This window comes from Chryseobacterium sp. IT-36CA2 (genome assembly GCF_949767875.1).
In the GTDB taxonomy this organism is placed as follows: domain Bacteria; phylum Bacteroidota; class Bacteroidia; order Flavobacteriales; family Weeksellaceae; genus Chryseobacterium.
This window is the reverse complement of record NZ_CATKPG010000021.1, coordinates 566,264-586,200: the sequence shown is the minus strand read 5'-3', so window position 1 is coordinate 586,200 and position 19,937 is coordinate 566,264. Positions and strand designations below refer to the sequence as shown.

Annotated in this window: 20 protein-coding genes; 15 read left to right on the top strand and 5 right to left on the bottom strand. The window is 34.7% G+C overall.

The window, feature by feature from the left end:
* Nucleotides 1-620: 620 nt before the first annotated feature.
* Nucleotides 621-2,750, top strand: coding sequence for a carboxy terminal-processing peptidase (locus ACM6F9_RS14160; protein ID WP_414846304.1), 2,130 nt, complete (start codon nucleotides 621-623; stop codon nucleotides 2,748-2,750).
* Between the two features lie 52 nt (nucleotides 2,751-2,802).
* Here ACM6F9_RS14160 and ACM6F9_RS14155 read toward each other — a convergent pair whose 3' ends face one another.
* On the bottom strand, nucleotides 2,803-3,306 hold the full coding sequence (locus ACM6F9_RS14155; RefSeq protein ID WP_105700296.1) for a superoxide dismutase family protein: 504 nt from the start codon (nucleotides 3,304-3,306) through the stop codon (nucleotides 2,803-2,805).
* Between the two features lie 236 nt (nucleotides 3,307-3,542).
* Here ACM6F9_RS14155 and ACM6F9_RS14150 point away from each other — a divergent pair, with 236 nt between their 5' ends.
* From ACM6F9_RS14150 to ACM6F9_RS14105, 10 genes are all read left to right on the top strand, one after another.
* Nucleotides 3,543-4,187: a 4'-phosphopantetheinyl transferase family protein gene (locus ACM6F9_RS14150; protein ID WP_414846303.1), complete on the top strand. Its 645-nt coding sequence runs from the start codon at nucleotides 3,543-3,545 to the stop codon at nucleotides 4,185-4,187.
* 92 nt (nucleotides 4,188-4,279) lie between these two features.
* Complete coding sequence (locus tag ACM6F9_RS14145; RefSeq protein ID WP_414846302.1) at nucleotides 4,280-5,182, top strand: AraC family transcriptional regulator; 903 nt, start codon at nucleotides 4,280-4,282, stop codon at nucleotides 5,180-5,182.
* A gap of 92 nt (nucleotides 5,183-5,274) precedes the next feature.
* Nucleotides 5,275-7,521 (top strand): TonB-dependent receptor, encoded by a 2,247-nt coding sequence (locus ACM6F9_RS14140; protein ID WP_414846301.1) that lies wholly within the window; start codon nucleotides 5,275-5,277, stop codon nucleotides 7,519-7,521.
* 51 nt (nucleotides 7,522-7,572) lie between these two features.
* Nucleotides 7,573-8,232, top strand: coding sequence for a hypothetical protein (locus tag ACM6F9_RS14135; protein WP_414846300.1), 660 nt, complete (start codon nucleotides 7,573-7,575; stop codon nucleotides 8,230-8,232).
* A gap of 142 nt (nucleotides 8,233-8,374) precedes the next feature.
* Nucleotides 8,375-9,688 carry a 2TM domain-containing protein gene (locus ACM6F9_RS14130; protein ID WP_414846299.1) on the top strand — a complete coding sequence of 438 codons (1,314 nt, stop codon included), beginning with the start codon at nucleotides 8,375-8,377 and terminating at the stop codon, nucleotides 9,686-9,688.
* A gap of 4 nt (nucleotides 9,689-9,692) precedes the next feature.
* Entirely contained in the window at nucleotides 9,693-9,998 is a 306-nt protein-coding gene (locus ACM6F9_RS14125; protein WP_105700302.1) for a 2TM domain-containing protein, read from the top strand.
* Between the two features lie 36 nt (nucleotides 9,999-10,034).
* The gene (locus ACM6F9_RS14120; protein WP_414846298.1) at nucleotides 10,035-10,604 is read left to right on the top strand and encodes a methyltransferase family protein; all 570 of its coding nucleotides are present in this window, start codon (nucleotides 10,035-10,037) and stop codon (nucleotides 10,602-10,604) included.
* Between the two features lie 123 nt (nucleotides 10,605-10,727).
* Entirely contained in the window at nucleotides 10,728-11,024 is a 297-nt protein-coding gene (locus ACM6F9_RS14115) for a 2TM domain-containing protein (protein ID WP_129041191.1), read from the top strand.
* Between the two features lie 31 nt (nucleotides 11,025-11,055).
* On the top strand, nucleotides 11,056-11,331 hold the full coding sequence (locus ACM6F9_RS14110; RefSeq protein WP_414846297.1) for a 2TM domain-containing protein: 276 nt from the start codon (nucleotides 11,056-11,058) through the stop codon (nucleotides 11,329-11,331).
* 60 nt (nucleotides 11,332-11,391) lie between these two features.
* Nucleotides 11,392-12,135 carry a LytR/AlgR family response regulator transcription factor gene (locus ACM6F9_RS14105; RefSeq protein ID WP_414846296.1) on the top strand — a complete coding sequence of 248 codons (744 nt, stop codon included), beginning with the start codon at nucleotides 11,392-11,394 and terminating at the stop codon, nucleotides 12,133-12,135.
* 116 nt (nucleotides 12,136-12,251) lie between these two features.
* Here the strand turns inward: ACM6F9_RS14105 and ACM6F9_RS14100 are convergent, their stop codons facing one another.
* The 3 genes from ACM6F9_RS14100 to ACM6F9_RS14090 all read right to left on the bottom strand — a co-directional run bounded on the left by ACM6F9_RS14100 (nucleotide 12,252) and on the right by ACM6F9_RS14090 (nucleotide 14,846).
* Nucleotides 12,252-13,478, bottom strand: coding sequence for a DUF6051 family protein (locus tag ACM6F9_RS14100; protein WP_414846295.1), 1,227 nt, complete (start codon nucleotides 13,476-13,478; stop codon nucleotides 12,252-12,254).
* A 169-nt stretch (nucleotides 13,479-13,647) separates the two neighbouring features.
* On the bottom strand, nucleotides 13,648-13,839 hold the full coding sequence (locus ACM6F9_RS14095; RefSeq protein ID WP_414846294.1) for a hypothetical protein: 192 nt from the start codon (nucleotides 13,837-13,839) through the stop codon (nucleotides 13,648-13,650).
* A gap of 110 nt (nucleotides 13,840-13,949) precedes the next feature.
* Nucleotides 13,950-14,846, bottom strand: coding sequence for a hypothetical protein (locus ACM6F9_RS14090; protein WP_414846293.1), 897 nt, complete (start codon nucleotides 14,844-14,846; stop codon nucleotides 13,950-13,952).
* A gap of 113 nt (nucleotides 14,847-14,959) precedes the next feature.
* Between ACM6F9_RS14090 and ACM6F9_RS14085 the strand changes: the two genes are divergently transcribed.
* Both ACM6F9_RS14085 and ACM6F9_RS14080 read left to right on the top strand, forming a co-directional pair.
* Nucleotides 14,960-15,703, top strand: a complete 744-nt coding sequence (locus ACM6F9_RS14085; protein ID WP_414846292.1) for a glycine-rich domain-containing protein — start codon at nucleotides 14,960-14,962, stop codon at nucleotides 15,701-15,703.
* A 15-nt stretch (nucleotides 15,704-15,718) separates the two neighbouring features.
* On the top strand, nucleotides 15,719-16,069 hold the full coding sequence (locus ACM6F9_RS14080; RefSeq protein ID WP_414846291.1) for a hypothetical protein: 351 nt from the start codon (nucleotides 15,719-15,721) through the stop codon (nucleotides 16,067-16,069).
* A gap of 65 nt (nucleotides 16,070-16,134) precedes the next feature.
* Here the strand turns inward: ACM6F9_RS14080 and ACM6F9_RS14075 are convergent, their stop codons facing one another.
* Nucleotides 16,135-16,344: a hypothetical protein gene (locus ACM6F9_RS14075; RefSeq protein WP_414846290.1), complete on the bottom strand. Its 210-nt coding sequence runs from the start codon at nucleotides 16,342-16,344 to the stop codon at nucleotides 16,135-16,137.
* 504 nt (nucleotides 16,345-16,848) lie between these two features.
* Here ACM6F9_RS14075 and ACM6F9_RS14070 point away from each other — a divergent pair.
* Both ACM6F9_RS14070 and ACM6F9_RS14065 read left to right on the top strand, forming a co-directional pair.
* Entirely contained in the window at nucleotides 16,849-19,080 is a 2,232-nt protein-coding gene (locus ACM6F9_RS14070) for a TonB-dependent receptor domain-containing protein (RefSeq protein ID WP_414846289.1), read from the top strand.
* Nucleotides 19,081-19,089: 9 nt separating this feature from the next.
* Nucleotides 19,090-19,872 (top strand): DUF4249 domain-containing protein, encoded by a 783-nt coding sequence (locus ACM6F9_RS14065; protein WP_414846288.1) that lies wholly within the window; start codon nucleotides 19,090-19,092, stop codon nucleotides 19,870-19,872.
* The last annotated feature ends 65 nt before the right edge of the window (nucleotides 19,873-19,937 follow it).

Genomic DNA, 19,937 nt, shown 5'->3' with positions numbered 1-19,937 from the left:
GGTACAAATAGAACGTAATATTTTAGTATTGATTATTTCACTTTTGGTAGAAGTGAAATCGTTATACAAAATGAATTTGATCTATGAATCTTCAAACTTTTCGACTGTGAAACTATATATTTATCACTTCTTTTTGATAAACAATGTGTACTACACATATACGACACTTGCATAACTGTTTTGTTTACAGTTATATAAATTTGCATAAAGTGGGTTTTTTAAAATTTTATATCTATGTTAAGGGAGAAATTTTTTAAAAAGTAATTTTTTTTTAAATTTTCTCTTAATTTTTATGAATTTTAATCTCAATAAATCGTCAAATAGACCTTTCTTTTTAAAATATCATATTTGTGTCTTATATTTTTATTTTATTATAAATTTTTAGTAAGTATATTTTTCTTACCTAATTATGTGTGTAAAAAAAGAATAGTATTTCTGATCAAGCATTTTTATATGAGATTATCTCTGTATAAAGAGAATTTGTATTCCTTTAATAAAAAAATATTTAAAACTGTCTGATAATTGCAAATAAGGTATTAAATTTGATCATTTGTAACAGTACCAAACTTACTGCTACTAATTACTATACTTATTTAAAAATTAATAAATAAAGACAGTTTATGTGGAAAAATTTCAAACTGAATAAATTCTTACTTCTTATTCCATTAACCAGTCTGATGTTTTGTTTCAACTCGCCAAAGAATGACGATGAAAAGATGCAGACGATTATGGTGAGTGTAAAAAACACACTTTCTTATCTGCATTATAGCCCAAAGACTATCAATGACGCCTATTCGAAGGACGTTTATAAGCATTATTTCGAATTAGTAGATCCTGCAAAAAGATATTTTCTGCAATCTGATATGGATGAATTCAACAAGCACGAAACAAAACTTGATGATTATATCGGCCAGGGAGATCTTACATTCTATAAGCTTACGATTGACAGGCTATATCAAAGGGTGGATGAGATTGATAAAATCACACAGGATATTTTCAGCAAGCCAATCAATCTTCAGGAAGATGAAAATCTTACTTTAGAACCAAAACTTAAAAAAGTACCTGCCAACAAACAGGAACAATATAATGAGTGGAAAAAGTTCATCAAATACAATATCCTTCAGGAAGTTGAATCGATGAACAGTAAAGAAGAAGCTCAAAAAGAAAAGAAAGACTCTGTTCAGAAGTATAAACTGAAAGATACCATCAAATTTAAGCCGCTTACTCAGGATGAAAAGATCAAAAAAGCGACTGATGAAGTAAAAGATCTTGTGAAAGATACCTTTACCAGATTCAAAAAGAGAAAGAAAATGGATTGGTTTACAGTGTATATGAATGCTTATACAGAAGTATTTGATCCGCATACCAACTATTATTCTCCAAAAGATAAAGAAGATTTTGATACCCAGTTTACCGGAAAAGTAATTGGGATCGGAGCTCTTATTCAAGAGAAAAAAGGAAACCTTTATCTGGGGGCTCTTACAATAGGTGCACCTGCATGGAAATCTAAGCAGCTTTCAGAAGGAGATAAGATTCTGAAAGTAAGATCTAAACCTAAAGAAGATGCAGTAAATGTAGTGGGAATGCTTTCTGATGAAGCTGTACGATTGATCAGAGGAGAGAAAGGAACACCTGTTACACTGACTGTTCAGAAAAAAGACGGTACAATCAAAGATGTAACAATGATCCGTGAAGAAGTTGCTATTGAAGATACTTTTGCAAGAAGTATTGTAGTGAATACTCCAAATGGCAAGAAATACGGATTTATCAATCTTCCAAGCTTTAATGCTGATTTTGAAAATGCCAAAGGAAGAAATGCTTCTGACGACATCAAAAATGAGATCGTTAAACTGAAAGAACAGAACATTGAAGGAATTATTCTTGACCTAAGAAACAACGGAGGAGGGTCATTAACTGAAGTAGGTGACATTATGGGACTTTTCATGGAAGCAGGTCCTTACGTTCAGGTAAAAGACGGAAACGGAAAAATACAGACGCTTAAGAATAAAAATGAAGCACCAATCTGGACAGGTCCGCTTGTGATCATGCAGAATGAACTTTCGGCTTCAGCTTCAGAGATCCTTGCAGGAGTAATGCAGGATAACGGAAGAGCAATGATCATTGGATCTCCACAGTCTTTTGGAAAAGGAACTGTTCAGACGTTTGTTGACCTGAACAGATTCCTGAACACGGAAGATGATTTCGGTTCTTTAAAACTGACGATCCAGAAATTCTACAGAATTACAGGAGAATCTACTCAGAGAAAAGGGATCGTTTCTGATATCCAGATGAAGGATTTCTTTACTTATGCTGAAGTAGGAGAGAGATATGATGATTATGCCTTAGCTTGGGATAAAATTCCACCTACAAAATTCCAGAAACTGAACTATTTCAATATTCAGGCTCTTGAGAAAGCAAGTGCAGACAGAATGGCTAAAAACAGCAATTATCAGTTGTTATTAGAATCTGCTCAGTGGAGAGAAAAACTGGATAAAGAAGAAAATATCACTTTGAATATAACCAAGTTTAATGAGCTGATGAAGAATAGAAAATCTCAGATTGAAAAGTTCAAAGCTTTGACTAAATTTGAGAACGGACTTCAGTTTATGATGTATCCAAGTGAGATTGAAAGAGAGAAAAAAGATGAAGCTTTCAAGAAAAAATCTGAAATGTGGATCAAGAATCTGAAAAAAGATCTTTACCTGCAGGAAGCAATGAATATTGTATCAGATATGGGAGCTAAATCCTAAACATAAAAAAACCGCTAATGAAAATTAGCGGTTTTTTTATTGAGTAATAAGATTACTTAATTTCTACACATCCCACTCTTCCTCCGGCATTTCCGGTAGGCTGGGTATGGAAATCATCAGCAGCAGCGTGCACGATAAGACCTTTTCCGATGATGTTCTTAGACTCATCTGTACAGCCCAGACACCACTTGTCTGTCTTGAAAGTCAATGTTGCAGTTCCGCTCTGATCAGCAACCAGGTTTCCTATATCTCCCATATGGAAATGTTCGGCACCCCATTTACCGTGATCATTCTTGGAAGGATTCCAGTGACCTCCGGTAGAAGTTCCGTCTGCTGCAGAGCAGTCTCCTTTTTCATGAATGTGTACTGCATGGATTCCAGGAGTAAGGTTGGTAATATCCAGCTTCATTGTTACTTCATTTCCGTTTTGAGTAAACTTCGCAGTTCCTCCTGTCTGTGTTCCGCTTTTGGCATTTACAGAGTACATTTTTGTTGTTCCGCATGAAACTGCTAAAAATGCAAATCCAGCCAATAATGCTAATGTTTGTACTTTCATTTTTTAAATGATTTATAGTGATTTTACGATAAATTTAAAAAAGATTTTCCAAAGCGCTTTATGATCTTAATCTTTTTTAAAAAGTTACTTTGATTGGAAACCTTATTCTGGCTTTTTTTTAACCTTAAATTCTGAAACGTTGTATATTGGCTAACTTCTTTAAAAAGAGGCGAAAAAAAGCTTATTTTAGTGGTTAGAAAGCAATTTATAAATCAGGCTTCTCTACAGGAAAAAAAATGATTATTCTGTATACATTCATCAGTGAAGAAAAACACCAGTTTATCCTTGACCGGTACCTGAGAACATTTACCCAGGAAATTCAACAGGAAATTCTGAGGTACAGGAGGTGGCAGGATGCACAGCTTTCTTTACTGGGGAAGGTGCTCTTACAATATGGATTGAAAACGTATTACAACATCTTTGAAGCAGAAATAGGGATTCTACCCAACAAAAAACCTTATTTAAAAGGATCTGATCTTTATTTTAATATATCGCATTCTAAAGATCTTGTGGTTTGTGCAATTGCAGAGTATCCTTTGGGAATAGATGTAGAATTCAGTGATCCTAAAATCAGTTATCTGGATTTTACATTTCAGATGACAACTAACGAGTTTAAGGAAATACATGATTCTGATGATAAAACAAAGGGATTCTTTACCTATTGGACAAGAAAAGAAGCTGTCATAAAAGCCCATGGAGCAGGAATGATGCTTCCTTTGGAATCCTTTGAAGTGTTGAACAATGAATGCGTTATTGAAGGTGAAAAATTTTTTACCAAAGAGATTTTTATTCATGAAGGTTACTACAGTTATATTGCTTCAACAGATCAGAGTATTAAAGATACCATACCGCTTATTAAACATTTTAAAGAAGAAGTTTAGAGTAAAAAAATGGAGTAAATTTCTCATAATAGCAATAATAAACAACAGAATTTGGTTCCGGAAAAATATCTTTGCGAATTAACAACTTTGAAGTGGAAGAGTATAAAAAACGGATTGTAAAAACAATTCAATATATTGATAACCATATTGATGCTGACCTGTCTCTGGAAAAAGTTTCAGAGGTAAGTGCCTATTCACCATTTCATTTTCACAGAATATTTAAGCTGGTCACAGGAGAAACGCTTCAAAACTATATTATCAGGAAGAAAATAGAGAAAAGCGCACTTCATTTGGCGCTGCATAAACACATGGAGATTAAAGATATCTATTGGGATCTTGGATTCTCCAATCATTCAGTTTTCTGCAAAACATTCAAGAAATATTACGGTCTGGCACCCACGGAATTCCGCAGATTGGCTCCGGAAAAATTTCACAAGATTTTACAAACACAAAGCAATAACGGACAAATTGATACAGTTTTCAGCCAATACATTTGCAATATTGAAAACCTATTAAATTGGACCAATATGAATTTAAAAATCGAAGTAAAAGAAATGCCTGAAATGAATCTGGCAGCAGTAATGAGTCTGGGAATTGCCAATGTGGAGCCCTCTTTTAATATTTTAATAGACTGGGCCAGCAGAAAGAGTCTTTTTCCGCGGGAGAATGTCAAAATGATTTCCGTTTATCATGACAGCTGCAAAATAACACCTCTTGACAAAGTAAGAATTCATGCGTGTATGCTTTTAAATGAAAGGCTGGCACATCAGGAAGGTGAAGTATTTGCAGAAACTATTGAAGCCGGAAGATTTATTGTAGGAACGGGAGAAGTTACCCTAAATGACTTCGAGCAGTGCTGGGTTTCTTTGTTTTTGTGGATGAATGAAAATAAATATTCCATAAGAAGAACCTTTCCTTTCGAAATCTATCACACAAATTTTAAAGAGCATCCTGAAGGAAAAATGATCGTGGATTTTTGTATTCCGATTCATTAATTACCATTCGGTAGCAAAAGAATGCCTTTCGGTAATAAAATTTTTACAGAAAGGCATTTCTCGTGCTATTTTTGACCCAGAAAACAATAAAAATGAAAACACAAGGACAAAACATACTCTTTCTAATTCTCCTTCTCATTTCCATCATGGGATATTCTCAGGTGAAAATATCAGGAAAAGTTTCCTTCAAAAATAAAGGGGTGGCAGAAGTAAACGTGACGTTGAAAGATACCTACGATGGGTCTACAACGGACGCTCAGGGTAATTTTACATTTGAGACTTCAGAAAAAGGAACCCACGTCATAACTTTTACCCATCCAAAATATGAAAATATAGAAAGAACAGTTTCTATTGAGAATCAAGATGTTTCTTTGAATGTAGATCTTAAAGAACAAATTAGTGAGATTGATGCAGTAGTAGTTTCTGCAGGATCTATTGAAGCCAGTGATAAGAAAAGAGCAACAGCATTACTAAGTCCAATTGATATTTATACCACAGCAGGAGCAGATGGACAGATCTCTTCGGCATTGACCTATCTTCCGGGAGTACAGAAAGTAGGAGGAACAGAAGGTCTATTCATTCGTGGAGGTACCGGAACGGAATCTAAGATTTTTATGGATGGAAGCCTTATCAACAATTACTTTTCTAATTCTGTTCCGGGAATTGCAGGGAGAGATCAGTTCAATACTTCTCTTTTTAAAGGAAATATCTTCTCAAGTGGTGGCTATTCTGCATTGTATGGACAGGCTCTTTCTGGAGCCCTGATGCTGGAAAGTGTTGATCTTCCTGATGAAAGTTCATACAGCGTAGGAATATCACCTATTTTCGTGAATGCTGGCTTTCAGAAGCTGGGAGACAATAAAAACTATTCCTATGGAGCTACAGCTGGCTATTCTCTTTTAAGTCTGATGCAGAAAGTTTTTAATTTTAATACAGACTTTGTTGAAGCACCACAAGGGCTTAACGGGGATCTGAATTTCAGATTTAAAACAAAATCAGGAGGCTTTTTTAAATATTACGGAATGTTCAATTCCAATAAAATGGGCGTGAGATCAGAAAGTCTGGAGCCGGGATATGATTTCAGCCTCGTAAAGCTAAACGGGAAGAATACTTTTCATAACCTGTCTTTTAGACAGAAATTTGGAAAATATCTACTGAATGTAGGTGGTTCTTATTCCTACAATAGATCTGATCTTCATTTTTCTACAGAAACCAATGATATTGAATCCAATAGAAGCCAGTTGCTAACCGATGGAAATTATCTGAATTTCAAAGCGGTTCTCGAAAGAAAAATCAACAGAATCAGTGCTGTGAGAGGGGGAATTGAATTAAATAATACCAATGAAAACCTGAATTTTGAATCAGTACAGAAGCATTATAAAGACTTAATTTCTTCCGCTTTCGTGGAAACGGATCTTGGATTCAGCAATGCATTATCAGCAAAAATAGGAGTAAGGGCAGAGCATTCTTCTTTTTTAGGAAAGAATAATATTGCCCCACGTTTTGCCATTGCTTACCGACTTGCAAAAGACTGGACCACTTCATTAGCTTACGGACTTTTTTATCAGAATCCTGAAAGTAAATATATCAATGGACCTGCAAATCTTGATTTCCAGAAATCCCAGCATTATATTTTCCAGGTTCAGAGAGCTTCTGAGGGGAGAACTTTACGTTTCGAAGCATTTTATAAAAAATATGATCAGCTTATCAAGACATTTAATGTTACACCGGATAAGGAACAAAATCAACAAACCCAGACCGCTTTAAACAATAATGGATACGGTTATGCAAAAGGAGTGGAGTTTTTCTGGAGAGATAATAAAAAGACCTTTGAAAATATCGACTATTGGATCAGTTACTCGTACCTGGATTCAAAAAGAGATTTCCTGAATTATCCTGTAAGCCTGCAGCCAAGTTTTGCCGCTCAACACACACTTTCAGCAGTGGCAAAAAGATTTATTCCGGAATGGAAACTGGGTGTAAACTTATCTTATACTTACGCAAAAGGACGTCCTTATTATGATATTGCCTCTACATTAGAGAATGGAAAAGCCATTAATTATACCCGAAATGAAGGAAGATTAAAAGATTACAACGCCTTGAATTTCAGCCTTAATTATTTGCCCAACATCGGCAAAAAAAATGCAAAAGCTTTTCCTGTATTTGTATTGAGTATCAGTAATATTTTAGGATCAAAGAATGTATATGGCTATAATTTCTCCGCAGATGGTTCCAGAAGTTCTGCAATCGTTCCACCAGTCAATACTTTTGTCTTTATAGGGGCATTCATAAGTTTTGGAGTAGACAAAACAGATGATGCTATCAATAATAATTTATAAAAAACATATCTTAGAACAACCAAACATAACTAACTTTTAAAATTTGACTTCATGAAAAAATACATTTTAAGCTTTGCTTTAGCTTTTGTAAGCTTAACCGCTTTTGCACAGGCAGATTATGACAAAATAATGTCTGAAAAAATAGGAAGAATAGAAACCTGTAAAACATCTGAAGATTTCCAGACGCTGGCCAATGATTTTCAGAGGATAGGGAGTAAGGAAAGTACAAAATGGCTTCCGGCATATTACGCAGCATTTTCTTATATTCAAAAAGGAAGAACCCTGATGAGAGACGGAAAAATGCAGGAACTGGATGTCATTGCAGATCAGGCAGAGAAACACCTTTCTATGGCTCAGAATCTGGCCGGTGCAGATAATGCGGAAATTCATCTGTTAAGAAAAATGTCTTACTCTCTGAGAATGATGGTAAATCCTGCACAGCGTTATATGACAGATGGGGCAAGAGCTGCTGAGGAGATGAATACTGCAGAAAAATTAGACCCTTCAAACCCAAGAGTTGCCCTTATCAAAGCGGAAGACGTATATTTTACTCCTGAACAATATGGAGGAAGTAAAACAAAAGGGCTGGAAATGTTTAAAGACGCTCAGGCAAAATTTAATGCGTACAAACCCAAAACAGCATTAGATCCTAACTGGGGGAAAGGAGAATTAAATTATTTACTAAGCCTGCCCGCAGAAAAAGCTAAATAATTTTATTAATATTTTACTTTAAAAACCAACCTTCATTCGTGAAGGTTTTTTTATACTGTTCAGGGAGAAAAAATAGCCTTTCGGTAAGAATTAATTTTTGATACCTTTAATAAAAACTAATTTTGAGTCAAGAAAATAGATCATGAAACGGAAAAATTTTATCATATTATTCTGGGTATCACTTGCAGTCTCCATGTTTTTCTTTTTTGTCTTTACAGAAGAAAAGAATCTTGAGAACTTTTTATATACCATACTCATCTCATTTATTTATTCCTTCGTGCTGGGAGGAGGAAACGGAATGCTGAACAGCTTTCTGAATAAAAAAATTCCATGGTCTGAAGCTACCACCAAAAGAGCAGTTATAAGTATCATTTCAATTATTGTAGCCAATTTTGTACTGGTCTATTTTTGTAATTACATCAACTTTGTAGTCATTCAGAAAGCGGCCACTACAGAAGAGTTTTTCCTTGGAAAATATAATTTCCTCAATTGGTTTACGATCAATATCGCATTATTGATATCAGCTTTTCTTCATGCCAGAAGCTTCATGGAAGAACTGAAGAAAACTTCCAGAAAAGAAGTGGTGGAACAGAAGCTTATTGCCAAGTCTGCCAATGCTCAGTTTGAAAGTTTAAAAAATCAGCTGGATCCGCATTTCCTTTTCAATTCATTGAATGTTTTAAGCTCTCTGATTGATGAAAACCCTCTTCAGGCACAAAAGTTTACGGCTTCAATGTCAAAGATTTACCGGTATGTACTTGAGCAGAAAGATAAGGAGCTGGTAACGGTAGAAGATGAAATAGAATTTGCCAAAACCTATTGTGATCTTTTAAAAACAAGATTTGAAGACAGTGTAGATTTTACTTTTGATGTTGGTAAAGAAGACTATCAGAAATATGTTGTTCCGCTGGCTTTGCAATTACTACTGGAGAATTGTATCAAGCACAATTTTGCAACGTCATCAAAACCTTTAATCATCAGAATTTTTTCGGACGGAAATACCCTTTGTATTGAAAATAATCTTCAGGTGAGAGAACAGATCAAAGAAAGCTCTGGGATCGGGCTTGCTAATATTGTACAGCGTTATTCGCTACTTACTGAACGAAATGTATTCATAGAAAAGTCTGAAGATCACTTTAAAGTAAAACTGCCGATGCTTTTGGCTAAGCCGCATATTTCCAGCACAAAACCAGAAGATGAAACGGCTGCCTACAAACGTGCACAAAAAAGAGTAAAAGAAATAAAAAGCTTTTATATGAATCTGATTTCTTACTGTACCGTATGCTCCTTTTTGATCTTTATCAATCTTTATACAAGTAGCAGAAATCAATGGTTTTGGTTTCCGGTATTGGGATGGGGAATAGGAGTTGCATCGCACGCTTTTCAGGTTTTTGGAGTGGGAGAGTCATGGCAGGAAAAGAAGATTCGTGAAATTATGAACAAACAAAAAAAATAGAAATATGGAAAGGTTTGACGAAAACGATATTGAATACCAACGCGCCAGAAGACAGGTAGAAAGACTGCGTGGATTTTACGGACATTTATTCGCGTATATCGCAGTGAATGCAATGATTGTTGTATACAATTGTATGCATCTGAAACCTGGAGAAAGCTATTTTCAGTTTAAAAACTTTTTTACGGCTACTTTTTGGGGAATAGGATTGGCGGCTCACGCTGTTACCGTTTTCCTGCCTCGTATTAATTTTATCAGAAAATGGGAGGATAATAAGATTAAAGAACTGATGGATAAACAGAAAGACCATTAGAAGAAAAACACTTTTAACCTTGAAAACTTATTGAAAATGAACATCTTATCAACTGTGTTTTACATTTCAATGGCCGCCTGGTTTCTCACAGAATTCCTTTACAAGAACATTTTAAAATCTGGAAAGGAAGATCAAAAGAACAAAGATAAATCTACTCTGAATATCTTATGGCTTGCCATTCCTTTTTCCATCGTTACCTCTATCAGCATATCTTATAATACTCATTTTCCAATTGTCGATGATGTCTGGATTCTTTATTTGGGTGAGCTTTTCATTCTTGTTGGGATTATTGTAAGGTATACTATCATCAGATCGCTAGGGAAATATTTTACTGTAGATGTCACCATCAGACAGGATCATAAAATCAAAAAAGAAGGGTTTTACAAATACCTGAGACATCCTTCTTATGCTTTCTCTCTTTTAACCTCTCTTGGGCTTGGTTTGTATTTAAATAACTGGCTGTCATTAATCTTTGCTTTTGTACCTCCGTTTTTAGCTTTTGTATACAGGATTAAAATCGAAGAGCAGGCTTTGGTAGAAAAGTTCGGAGATGAGTATATTGAATATAGAAAAAGCACCAAGAAACTGATCCCGTTTATCTATTAAATACAGTTTTTTACGGTTCGGATAGCATAATCTACCATTCGGTAATATAAAATTGATTGAAGGCCTTTTCCTGACTTACCTTTGATTCAAGAAAAAACAAATCAATCTTTAAAACAAAACATTATGGAAATTTTACCAAATAAAGAGACGATTGCTTACAGAAAAGCTTCAAGAAGAGTAAAAGAATTAAAAGAGTTTTACGGAAACCTTACTTCATATTGTGTAGTAATTCCCTTTTTAGCAATACTGAACCTTGTGACTGCCCCAGGATATTTATGGTTTTTATGGCCTGCACTGGGATGGGGAATAGGAATTACATTCCATGCAATAAGTGTATTTGGAATTGGAAAAAGCTGGGAAGAAAGAAAAATAAAAGAACTGATGGAGAAAGAAGAAAAGCCGAAAATAAAAACTTTTTAAATAATAACCATAACAAAAAACAGATACAATCATGGATTACGAAACTGCCTCTGCAAGAACAAACAGCATCAGAAGATTCTATAAAAACCTTTTTATCTTTGCCATCTTTGCCGTTCTTCTCATCCCGGATGATATTTTTGGTGAACATATTGTGCAATTCAGATTGTTTGATAGATATACTATCCTTGGAATCTGGGCATTTATCATTCTTGTAAAAGCTACAAAACTATTTCTTTTTGATTCCGAATGGGAAAGAAATATGATTGAAAAAGAACTTAGAAAAGAGAAAAAACGAATAGATTATTAAAATTTGCCCTCTTTTATCTAACTTTATTTCCCAAAATCTGAAAACCAAAATTAAAGCTCAATGATCAAAACTGTCATTATAGAAGACGAAAAACCTGCTTCAAGGAAATTAGAAAGAATGCTGAGTAATTTCCCTGAAATAGAAGTAGTTGCTAAAATAGAATCTGTAGAGGAAGGAGTAGCCTGGTTTTCTGAAAACGAACACCCGCAGCTGATCTTTTCTGACATTGTTTTAGGTGACGGATTGTCTTTTGATATCTTTGAGAAAGTGCCTACAAAAGGTTTTATTATCTATACAACAGCCTTTGATCAGTATACACTGAAAGCTTTTAAACTGAACAGCATTGATTACCTTTTAAAACCTATTCTTGATGAAGACCTGCAAGGTGCCGTGGAAAAGTTTAAATCTTTCATCCCAGCCAATGATACCAATGGCTCTCAGGATATTAAACAGCTGATCAGAAAAGAAAAATCTACGCTTTCCAGGGTTCTGGTAAAAATAGGGTATAATCTTAAAATCATACAGACTCCTGAAATAAGCTGTTTTTTCAGTGAAAATAAAATAGTTTACCTTCAGACTGAAGACCGTACTTATCCGTCAGATTTTACGTTGGACGAGCTGGAAGATGTTCTGGATCAGAAAAAATTTTTCCGTGTCAACAGACAGTTTATTATAAGCTCAGATTATATCAAAAACATTCACACCTCACCTTATTATAAAGTGGATCTGGAATTTCAGCCGGAAGAGGAAATTACTGTAAGCAGAGACCGTGTGAAAGATTTCAAAGACTGGCTGGTCAGTTGATAAATAAGGAAGATATATGTTTAAATGTACTTCCTCATAATCTAAAAATGAACACCATGGACCTTATATTATTGATTTTTAAACTATTCCTTTCTCTTTTTTATACCTGAACATGATCAGGTGTTATAAAAGTCACTGGCAGATTGTACAAAATGGTTAAAAGCTTCCGTAACCTCATTCTTATGCTTGTGAGTAAGCGGAAACGGAACCATATGGGAATAATCAAACGGAAAGTCTTTGATTTCAACATCCACATTGATATTCCTGTAACCTCCTTGCAACGTATTTAATGCTTCCATTGGAGGAGCTACGCTATCTTTTTCAAGCACATATGCTTTGATCTGAGACTGAATTTCCTGGATTCTTTCTTCCCTTTCTTTTTGAAAATAATTGTAACGAAGCATCTTTTTGAACCAGCTTTCCTGAGGATGTAAGTCTTCGTTCTGATAATGTTTTAATCTCTTATCTGATTTAAAATCAGAGCTCAGTAATTCTGTAAAAACAGACTGCATTTTAACTGTTGCCTGAGTATCCATGATGTATTTGGAAATCGGAAACATCCTGTCGATCGTCATTCCACCACAAAAACAAAAAACTTTAGAGTGGGTAAAATAATGATGAGGATCTGCCATTTTGATAATCATTGAAAGAAAAGAGCCTATAGAATATCCAAATAAATCCAGATCTGCCTCTGTGGAAATACTCTTGATTTTACCGTTTTTAATCTCTTTTACTACTTCTGTAATATCAGAATAGGTCTGTAGCCCGGACCAGAAAATTCTTTGAGGATGCGCTTCCAATCTGGAACTTATAGCAGCATTCACGTAGGAATAATTCATATTTTCCGGATATTTTTTCTTCCTGAAATTGACAACTTCCATCATATGGTGGCGGTCACTCCAGATGGGTTCTGCGCGATCCATGTGAAATGCAATAGGGAACAAAATAATGGCTTTCTGTGTTCTTTGAGCCAGTTCATACGCCCAAGGAAGATATTTATCCCATTTCTTTTCATTCAGGCCATGGAAGAAAAATAGAGCTCCTTGAGCTATTTCAATATCTGCGCGTTTCAGGATATGGTATTCAAACCTTTTATTACATTCAATATCAAAATCTTTGATATCTACAGCTGGCTGATCGTAAATGAGATAACTATTTTTGTTGACTTCGAGGAGTTGCTGATGTCTGCTGCAATGTTGATGTCCTGAACCGTAAAGCAGGTCAGAAACTTTAGATTCAAAAGGAATGGATTCAATGGTTACATTCAGTTCTTTGAGTTCAACCTTGCCTCTTCCGGAATCAAAATGATTTTTCAAAACTTCATACAATTCATAATATTCCATAGCAACACGATTGAAGGGTTCATATTTAGAACTATCAAGTTAGAGAATTATTGTAGTAATGTGTTGATTTTTAAGGGTTAAATGTATTCTAAACATAACAGAAATAAAAACAAACCCCGGAATTGTTTTATTCCGGGGCAGTAGATATATAAATTGATAAGGATCTTTACTATTCTCCCATTTTAGTCCGGTATTTTTGTACCGTAAAAGTCGTAAGAGCAATGATAATAAGACATAAGGTAAGATCTGCCTTTTCAGGATGATAAATTTCCTGGTAGAGATTATAGCCTAAAAGCATTGATGAAAAAAAGATAAGAGTATTCTTCTCAGAAGCATATTGATTTTTTGTAGTTGTTTTCATAGTCCTGTTTTTTATTATTATTTATCTAGTAAGTATTATAAATTCAAATACGTTACATTCATTTTCAAAAAAAATCAGTTCTTCCAGTTACTATAAAAAATTTTACTTAACTATCTGTAATCAATTCTGTTAGATTCAATGTCTTCAAGCTGTTTAAGAATTGATTCAGGTATCTCATCACTATCAATCGGGAAACTGATAGAGTCTGAAATAAAGTTTTTTCTGTCTGCTTTCCGGAAGATTTCAAACAAAGCAATCGGTTCCTGATTGAAGCTGATACAAGTGCTTATAAAGTGGATTTCTAGGAGTTTATAGTCTGGGTTTTTAAGTTTTTCTTTAATATCTTTTATTCTTGAAATAAAATGCCTTTGGCGGATAAATGTATTACTGTTCATGATAATAAATACATAATCCGAATACGCCGTTACTTTACCGAAATACTTATGATGATCGCCGCCGCTTCTTTCAATGAAATATTCTCCGGTAGTTTCAGACTTATAAATTTCCATAGCAGAACGCCATATACGATCTTCTTTTGCCATCAATGGATTGTCTGGAAGGTTTCTGTTATAAGAATACCAACAACCCACCAAACGATCTAAAAGAGACGTATTCTGGGTTACATTATTCATATCAATTCTGAGATCATTAAAATTAAACGATTCCGTATTGGAATTAATGAAATCTATGTAGTTGGAGTATCCCAAAACTTTAACAATCTGACTCAGTTTGGCAAGGTTTGGTCTGCTGAGAACTGAATTTTCATTGTGTTTGAACTTCTTTAGTTTGTTGATAATCAAATGTTCATACAGATAATTGTTTCCCAGAAGATCAGGATCTTTTTTGATCTCTTTGTCTGAATAATCACTGATAATCAGCTCATTCAGTTCAGCACTTATATAAGACCATTCGGTTTTGGTAACATCTTCCCAATGGTTTTTCTTTAAAAACTGGCGGCTTAGGAAATTCATCAGCTTCTCAAGATGCAGAATGTCTTCTTTTTTCATGGTGTTTATTTATAAGACTAATTTAAGATTTTTATAAAACCAAAAAAGACTTTTTGAAGACTTTTATATTGTAAAATCCATTGATATTTGAGTAGAAAACAAAAATCAAAACAATGGAAACAAAAATGGTATTAAAAGACGAGTCCCTTTGGAACCGAATACAGGAGTTTTCTCTGGATGCTCCCGGCGCTGATTTCCCGTTCACAAAAAAACTGGCAAAAGAAGAACGCTGGAGCCTTGATTTCGCAAGAAAAGCAATAGAAGAGTATAAAAAGTTTGTTTATCTCTGTTGTGTTCTTCCTAATGGAGCCTCTCCCAGTGAGATTGTAGATAAAGTATGGCATATGCACCTGATTTACACTCAGAATTATTGGGAGGAATTCTGCCCTCACATTTTAAAAAGACCGCTTCATCATCATCCATCTAAAGGAGGAAATGTAGAGAAAGAAAAACATCAAAACTGGTTTGAAGATACCTTAACGAGCTATCAAAAAGTTTTCTGTCAGGAAGCTCCTGAAGAAATATGGAAAGAGCTGAAGAAAAAATCCAGACTGCAATCCTGGTTGAGAAAGATGGCTTTTTTTGCTCCGATCTTTGTGTTGCTGCTTTTATTTTCATGCACAGAAGGAGATGGTTTCGCTGGATTAATGGTGACAGGGGTAGTATTTGGGATTATTTTCATCCTGGGAGCGATAGGAGCAATAGTGGGAGATAACGAGATCTCTGATCCTAACAGAAAAGACAAGCAGAATAATGATGGAGGAGGAAGCTGTGGCGGCGCTAGTTGCAGTGGCGGCGGAGGTGGCTGTGGAGGAGGTTGCGGCGGTTGTGGTGGATGCGGTGGCTGTGGTGGATAATAAAAGCTAATCATTATGAAGAAACTCATCATACACTCAGTTCCGGTTGTGATAAGCTTTATGTGGCTTATGGCAATACACCAGACATTTAATCCGATTATTCTTAAAGGACCAGATTTTCTGAAGTTTTATCTCATTCTGATCCTCGGATTTTACGCTTCGGTTTTCATTTTAAATTCATTAAAAGAAACGGTTTCGAAAGTAACACTTTATTTTGCAATCCTTATTTTTCTACTGGGAGCAGTAAAACTGATCAGAGGAATTATGCTGGGAAAGCCTATCGGTTTTTTAGTTATGATTTTAATCGTAGAAAGTATTGTTACAGTGTTTTTTATATCGAATTATGTCAATAAAAAGATGAACTAATTCCGTTTAAAAAAAATAAAAAACCCGAGACAAAAATGTTCCGGGCTTTATAATATTTATTGATACTAAATATCTTTCTTTTTTTCGTTAACGGGCTTATAACCATATTTTCTAACCATAACGGAAGTAATAACAACCAATATAAGACTGATCGCGATATTGGATTTTTCCGGATGTACAATGGCCTGATAAAAATTATAACCGAAAATAGCGGATACAATAACAATCAGAATATTGTTTACATAAGCATACTGGTTTCTTGTAGATGTTTTCATAGTAGTATTTTTATTATTAATTACTCAGTAAGTATAGCAATCTGAAATTCGTTACAGAAAAATCTTTTTTATTCTATTTTAATCAAAACACCTTATTTGTATTGAAAAACATTTTTTTTATTGATGGTGGGTAAAACTTTAATTTTCAAGAAACACTCTTCATAGAGGTTTTAAGCCGGGTTTTCAGAATACAGCTTGCTTGTGCTGAAGTAGGGTTTTATATTATTTTTTCAAATGCGTTAAAAAAATTAACGAATGATGGATGTGGAAATAGGAAGGAGTTAAATTATTGTTAATTAATTAATATAACAAATATGTTGGCTAATCGTTAAAAGTGAATTTGAATGTAATTTGAAATAAAATCTCATTTTTTTTGATTAAAAAAAATACATTTAATGTTCTTTTTGGCTAAAAAAATATCGTTTTTGCTAAAAAAGATGATTTTTTACCACCGATATAAACTTTTTGAAATTTAAATATATTTTTGCGCAAAAATGACGAAAAATGATTCGAATCACCACTTCTACTATTTTATTGTCTGCTTTTTCCTATGCTCAAAATACGTATCCCGTCAGCGGGGTAGTAAAGGATAGGGATACAGGAGAATTAATTTCCGGAGCAGTAATTAAAATTAAAGATAAATCTGAAATTAATGTACAGTCCAATGAGTATGGTTTTTATTCCCTATCATTGCCTGAAGGCGATTATACACTGCAGATAAGCTATTCTAACCGTAAGAACGACAGCAAAGAAATCCATCTGCATGAAACCTTAAAATTGGACTGGAATCTGGGAAAAGACGAAACTCAGATTCAAGAAATACAGATTACAAAAAATAAAACAGTTGTCTCCACAAAATCTAAAACAGGCGCTGAGGTTCTGGATGTGGAAAGTATTTCTAAACTGCCGGTTTTGCTGGGAGAGAAAGATATTCTTAAAACAATACAATATCTACCGGGAGTAAGCTCTCAGGAAGGAAGATCTGGCTTTAGTGTACGCGGAGGAAGTCCAGATCAGAATCTTGTACTTATAGATGAAGCCCCGGTTTTTAACAATTCTCATCTTCTGGGATTCTTTAGTACATTCAATAGCGACGCCTTAAGAAATGTGACGGTTTATAAAGGAAATATACCTTCTCAATACGGAGGTAGGCTGTCATCAGTTATTGATGTTAAGATGAAAGAAGGCAATAACCAGGCATTTAATGTCAGCGGAGGGCTAGGTCTGGTAAGCAGCAGATTGAATGTTGAAGGACCTATTCAGAAAGGGAAATCGTCTTTCATTATATCTGGAAGACGTACTTATGCAGATCTATTCATACCACCACAGGATGGCTCAAAAGTTAAGCTCTACTTCTATGATCTTAATGCAAAAGCCAATTTCCAGCTGAATAAAAATAACAGTATTCATTTATCCAGCTATTTTGGTAAAGATATTTTAGCTTTCAAAGAATTCCATAATGATTGGGGAAATACAGCCGCAACCCTCAGATGGAACAGCATTATCAGCAGCAAATTGTTCTCAAATACCTCTTTGATTTACAGTAATTACGGGTATAAAACAACGGTTCAGAATAGTGATGATGAATTTTTAGAAATAAAACCCAACATTAGAAATATTGGACTTAAGCAGGATTTCACTCATTATGTTGGTCTAAAGCATACTTTGCGCTATGGCTTCCAGACCTCTCAATATCTTTTCTCTACACGGGATCTTCCTGAATCCATAACCTCCAGCTTTCTGAGGAATAATAGAACAATGTGGGAAAACGCATTGTATATTAATGATGATTATAAGCCTAATGATAAGCTATTCATCAACTATGGTCTGAGAGCATCATTGTTTTCTTCAGATAGAAAAAAGACGGATGATGCAGGGAATGTTTTTAATAAAAGCTATTTCAATATTGAGCCTCGAATTGTTGTCGGGTATAATTTTAATGAAAACAATACATTAACCTTAGGATACAATAGAAATACCCAGAATATATACACGCTGAACAGTCTCAATGGAGCTCTTAATAATGATTTGTGGATGGATGTGAGAAAACCTCAGGTTGCTGATCAAATCAACGTTGGGTTTACTAAAAAGTTCAGCAATGGATATGAATTGAGTACCGATGTTTTTTACAAGAAAATGTCAAATCTTGTTGATTATAAAGATGGTGCCGAAATTAATATTCTGGATAATGTAGAGCAAAATCTGGCTTATAATGGAAAAGGAAGGGCTTACGGATTGGAAATTATGGCTAAGAAAACGACAGGAAAACTTACAGGTTGGTTTTCATACACCCTATCCAAAACTCAAAGGCAAAATGATGAGATCAATAATGGGGGATGGTATAATGCTTCCTATGACAGAACACACAATTTATCACTGGTGGCCAACTATCAATTAACTCCGAAATGGACACTATCAGGAGCATTTGTCTATGCTACGGGTAATGCGATGACCTATCCGGGAGCAAAATATGTGATTGATGGCCGGGAATATCTACAGTATGGAGAAAGAAACGGAGGACGTATACCGGCTTCACACAGACTGGATATCAACGCAACTTACGAACCGAAAACCGATAAAAAGTTCAAAAGCTCATGGTCATTCGGGATTTATAATGTTTATGGGAAACGTAATCCATACAGCATTTCCTTTGAAGGTAACCAAGGTATTGTTAGGCCGAAGCAAACCTCTTTTGTTTCATGGGTTCCCAATATAACATACAATTTCAAATTCTAAATTTTACCGATGAAAAATATAAAATACCTGGCAGTCTTTCCGATTGCATTTTCTCTGTTAAGCTGTTTTGATGAAAGATATATAGACCTTCCTTTAAAAGACCTAAGCGGGACTATAGTGATTGAAGGAGATGTTACGGATAAAACCGGACCTTACAGCGTGAAGATCACCAGATCTGATAAAATTAATGCTACATCATATCCAAAACCGGTTACAGATGCTATTGTTGTTATCAGTGATAACCACGGGCAATCCGATACTTTAAAATATACTGAAGGAGAATACAGAACGACTAATCTTACTACCAAGTATGGTGACGTTTATACTCTGTCTGTAACTGTAGATGGTGTTACCTACAAAGCGGTAAGCAAAATGCCAGAATATGTAGAGTTTACAACTTTAAAACAAAAGGATGTCCCTAGCGAATATTATATTGAGAAAAAAGTGATTCCTGTTTTTACAGATCCCGAGGTACAAGGAAATTATTATTTGTTTACATCCCAAGGATATAATGGCAGAAAAGAGATTACTCTGTTTTCTGATTATTCCGTAAACGGACAGGTAAATAATAGAACGCTTAATAGTTCAGGATACAGTAAGAACAGTAAAGTGAAAGTAGAAATGCAGTGTATTGATGAGGCCGTTTACAACTATCTCAAAGCTCAGAATAACCTGGATAATCCTGATTATAATACCACTGTTTCTGCAAATCCGCCAAGTAATATCAGCAATGGAGCACTCGGATATTTTTCAGCTCATACAACAAGCGAAAAAGAAATTATTATTCAATAAAAAGTATTGAGACTAAACATAAAGAGACCTGAAAATTATTTTCAGGTCTCTTTTTATTCTGATAT

Bases quoted from the DNA above. Each gene is read 5' to 3' on its own strand.
- ACM6F9_RS14160 (WP_414846304.1), top strand. From the start codon at position 621: ATGTGGAAAAATTTCAAACTGAATAAATTCTTACTTCTTATTCCATTA.
- ACM6F9_RS14155 (WP_105700296.1), bottom strand. From the start codon at position 3,306: ATGAAAGTACAAACATTAGCATTATTGGCTGGATTTGCATTTTTAGCA.
- ACM6F9_RS14150 (WP_414846303.1), top strand. From the start codon at position 3,543: ATGATTATTCTGTATACATTCATCAGTGAAGAAAAACACCAGTTTATC.
- ACM6F9_RS14140 (WP_414846301.1), top strand. From the start codon at position 5,275: ATGAAAACACAAGGACAAAACATACTCTTTCTAATTCTCCTTCTCATT.
- ACM6F9_RS14135 (WP_414846300.1), top strand. From the start codon at position 7,573: ATGAAAAAATACATTTTAAGCTTTGCTTTAGCTTTTGTAAGCTTAACC.
- ACM6F9_RS14130 (WP_414846299.1), top strand. From the start codon at position 8,375: ATGAAACGGAAAAATTTTATCATATTATTCTGGGTATCACTTGCAGTC.
- ACM6F9_RS14125 (WP_105700302.1), top strand. From the start codon at position 9,693: ATGGAAAGGTTTGACGAAAACGATATTGAATACCAACGCGCCAGAAGA.
- ACM6F9_RS14120 (WP_414846298.1), top strand. From the start codon at position 10,035: ATGAACATCTTATCAACTGTGTTTTACATTTCAATGGCCGCCTGGTTT.
- ACM6F9_RS14115 (WP_129041191.1), top strand. From the start codon at position 10,728: ATGGAAATTTTACCAAATAAAGAGACGATTGCTTACAGAAAAGCTTCA.
- ACM6F9_RS14110 (WP_414846297.1), top strand. From the start codon at position 11,056: ATGGATTACGAAACTGCCTCTGCAAGAACAAACAGCATCAGAAGATTC.
- ACM6F9_RS14105 (WP_414846296.1), top strand. From the start codon at position 11,392: ATGATCAAAACTGTCATTATAGAAGACGAAAAACCTGCTTCAAGGAAA.
- ACM6F9_RS14100 (WP_414846295.1), bottom strand. From the start codon at position 13,478: ATGGAATATTATGAATTGTATGAAGTTTTGAAAAATCATTTTGATTCC.
- ACM6F9_RS14095 (WP_414846294.1), bottom strand. From the start codon at position 13,839: ATGAAAACAACTACAAAAAATCAATATGCTTCTGAGAAGAATACTCTT.
- ACM6F9_RS14090 (WP_414846293.1), bottom strand. From the start codon at position 14,846: ATGAAAAAAGAAGACATTCTGCATCTTGAGAAGCTGATGAATTTCCTA.
- ACM6F9_RS14085 (WP_414846292.1), top strand. From the start codon at position 14,960: ATGGAAACAAAAATGGTATTAAAAGACGAGTCCCTTTGGAACCGAATA.
- ACM6F9_RS14080 (WP_414846291.1), top strand. From the start codon at position 15,719: ATGAAGAAACTCATCATACACTCAGTTCCGGTTGTGATAAGCTTTATG.
- ACM6F9_RS14075 (WP_414846290.1), bottom strand. From the start codon at position 16,344: ATGAAAACATCTACAAGAAACCAGTATGCTTATGTAAACAATATTCTG.
- ACM6F9_RS14070 (WP_414846289.1), top strand. From the start codon at position 16,849: ATGATTCGAATCACCACTTCTACTATTTTATTGTCTGCTTTTTCCTAT.
- ACM6F9_RS14065 (WP_414846288.1), top strand. From the start codon at position 19,090: ATGAAAAATATAAAATACCTGGCAGTCTTTCCGATTGCATTTTCTCTG.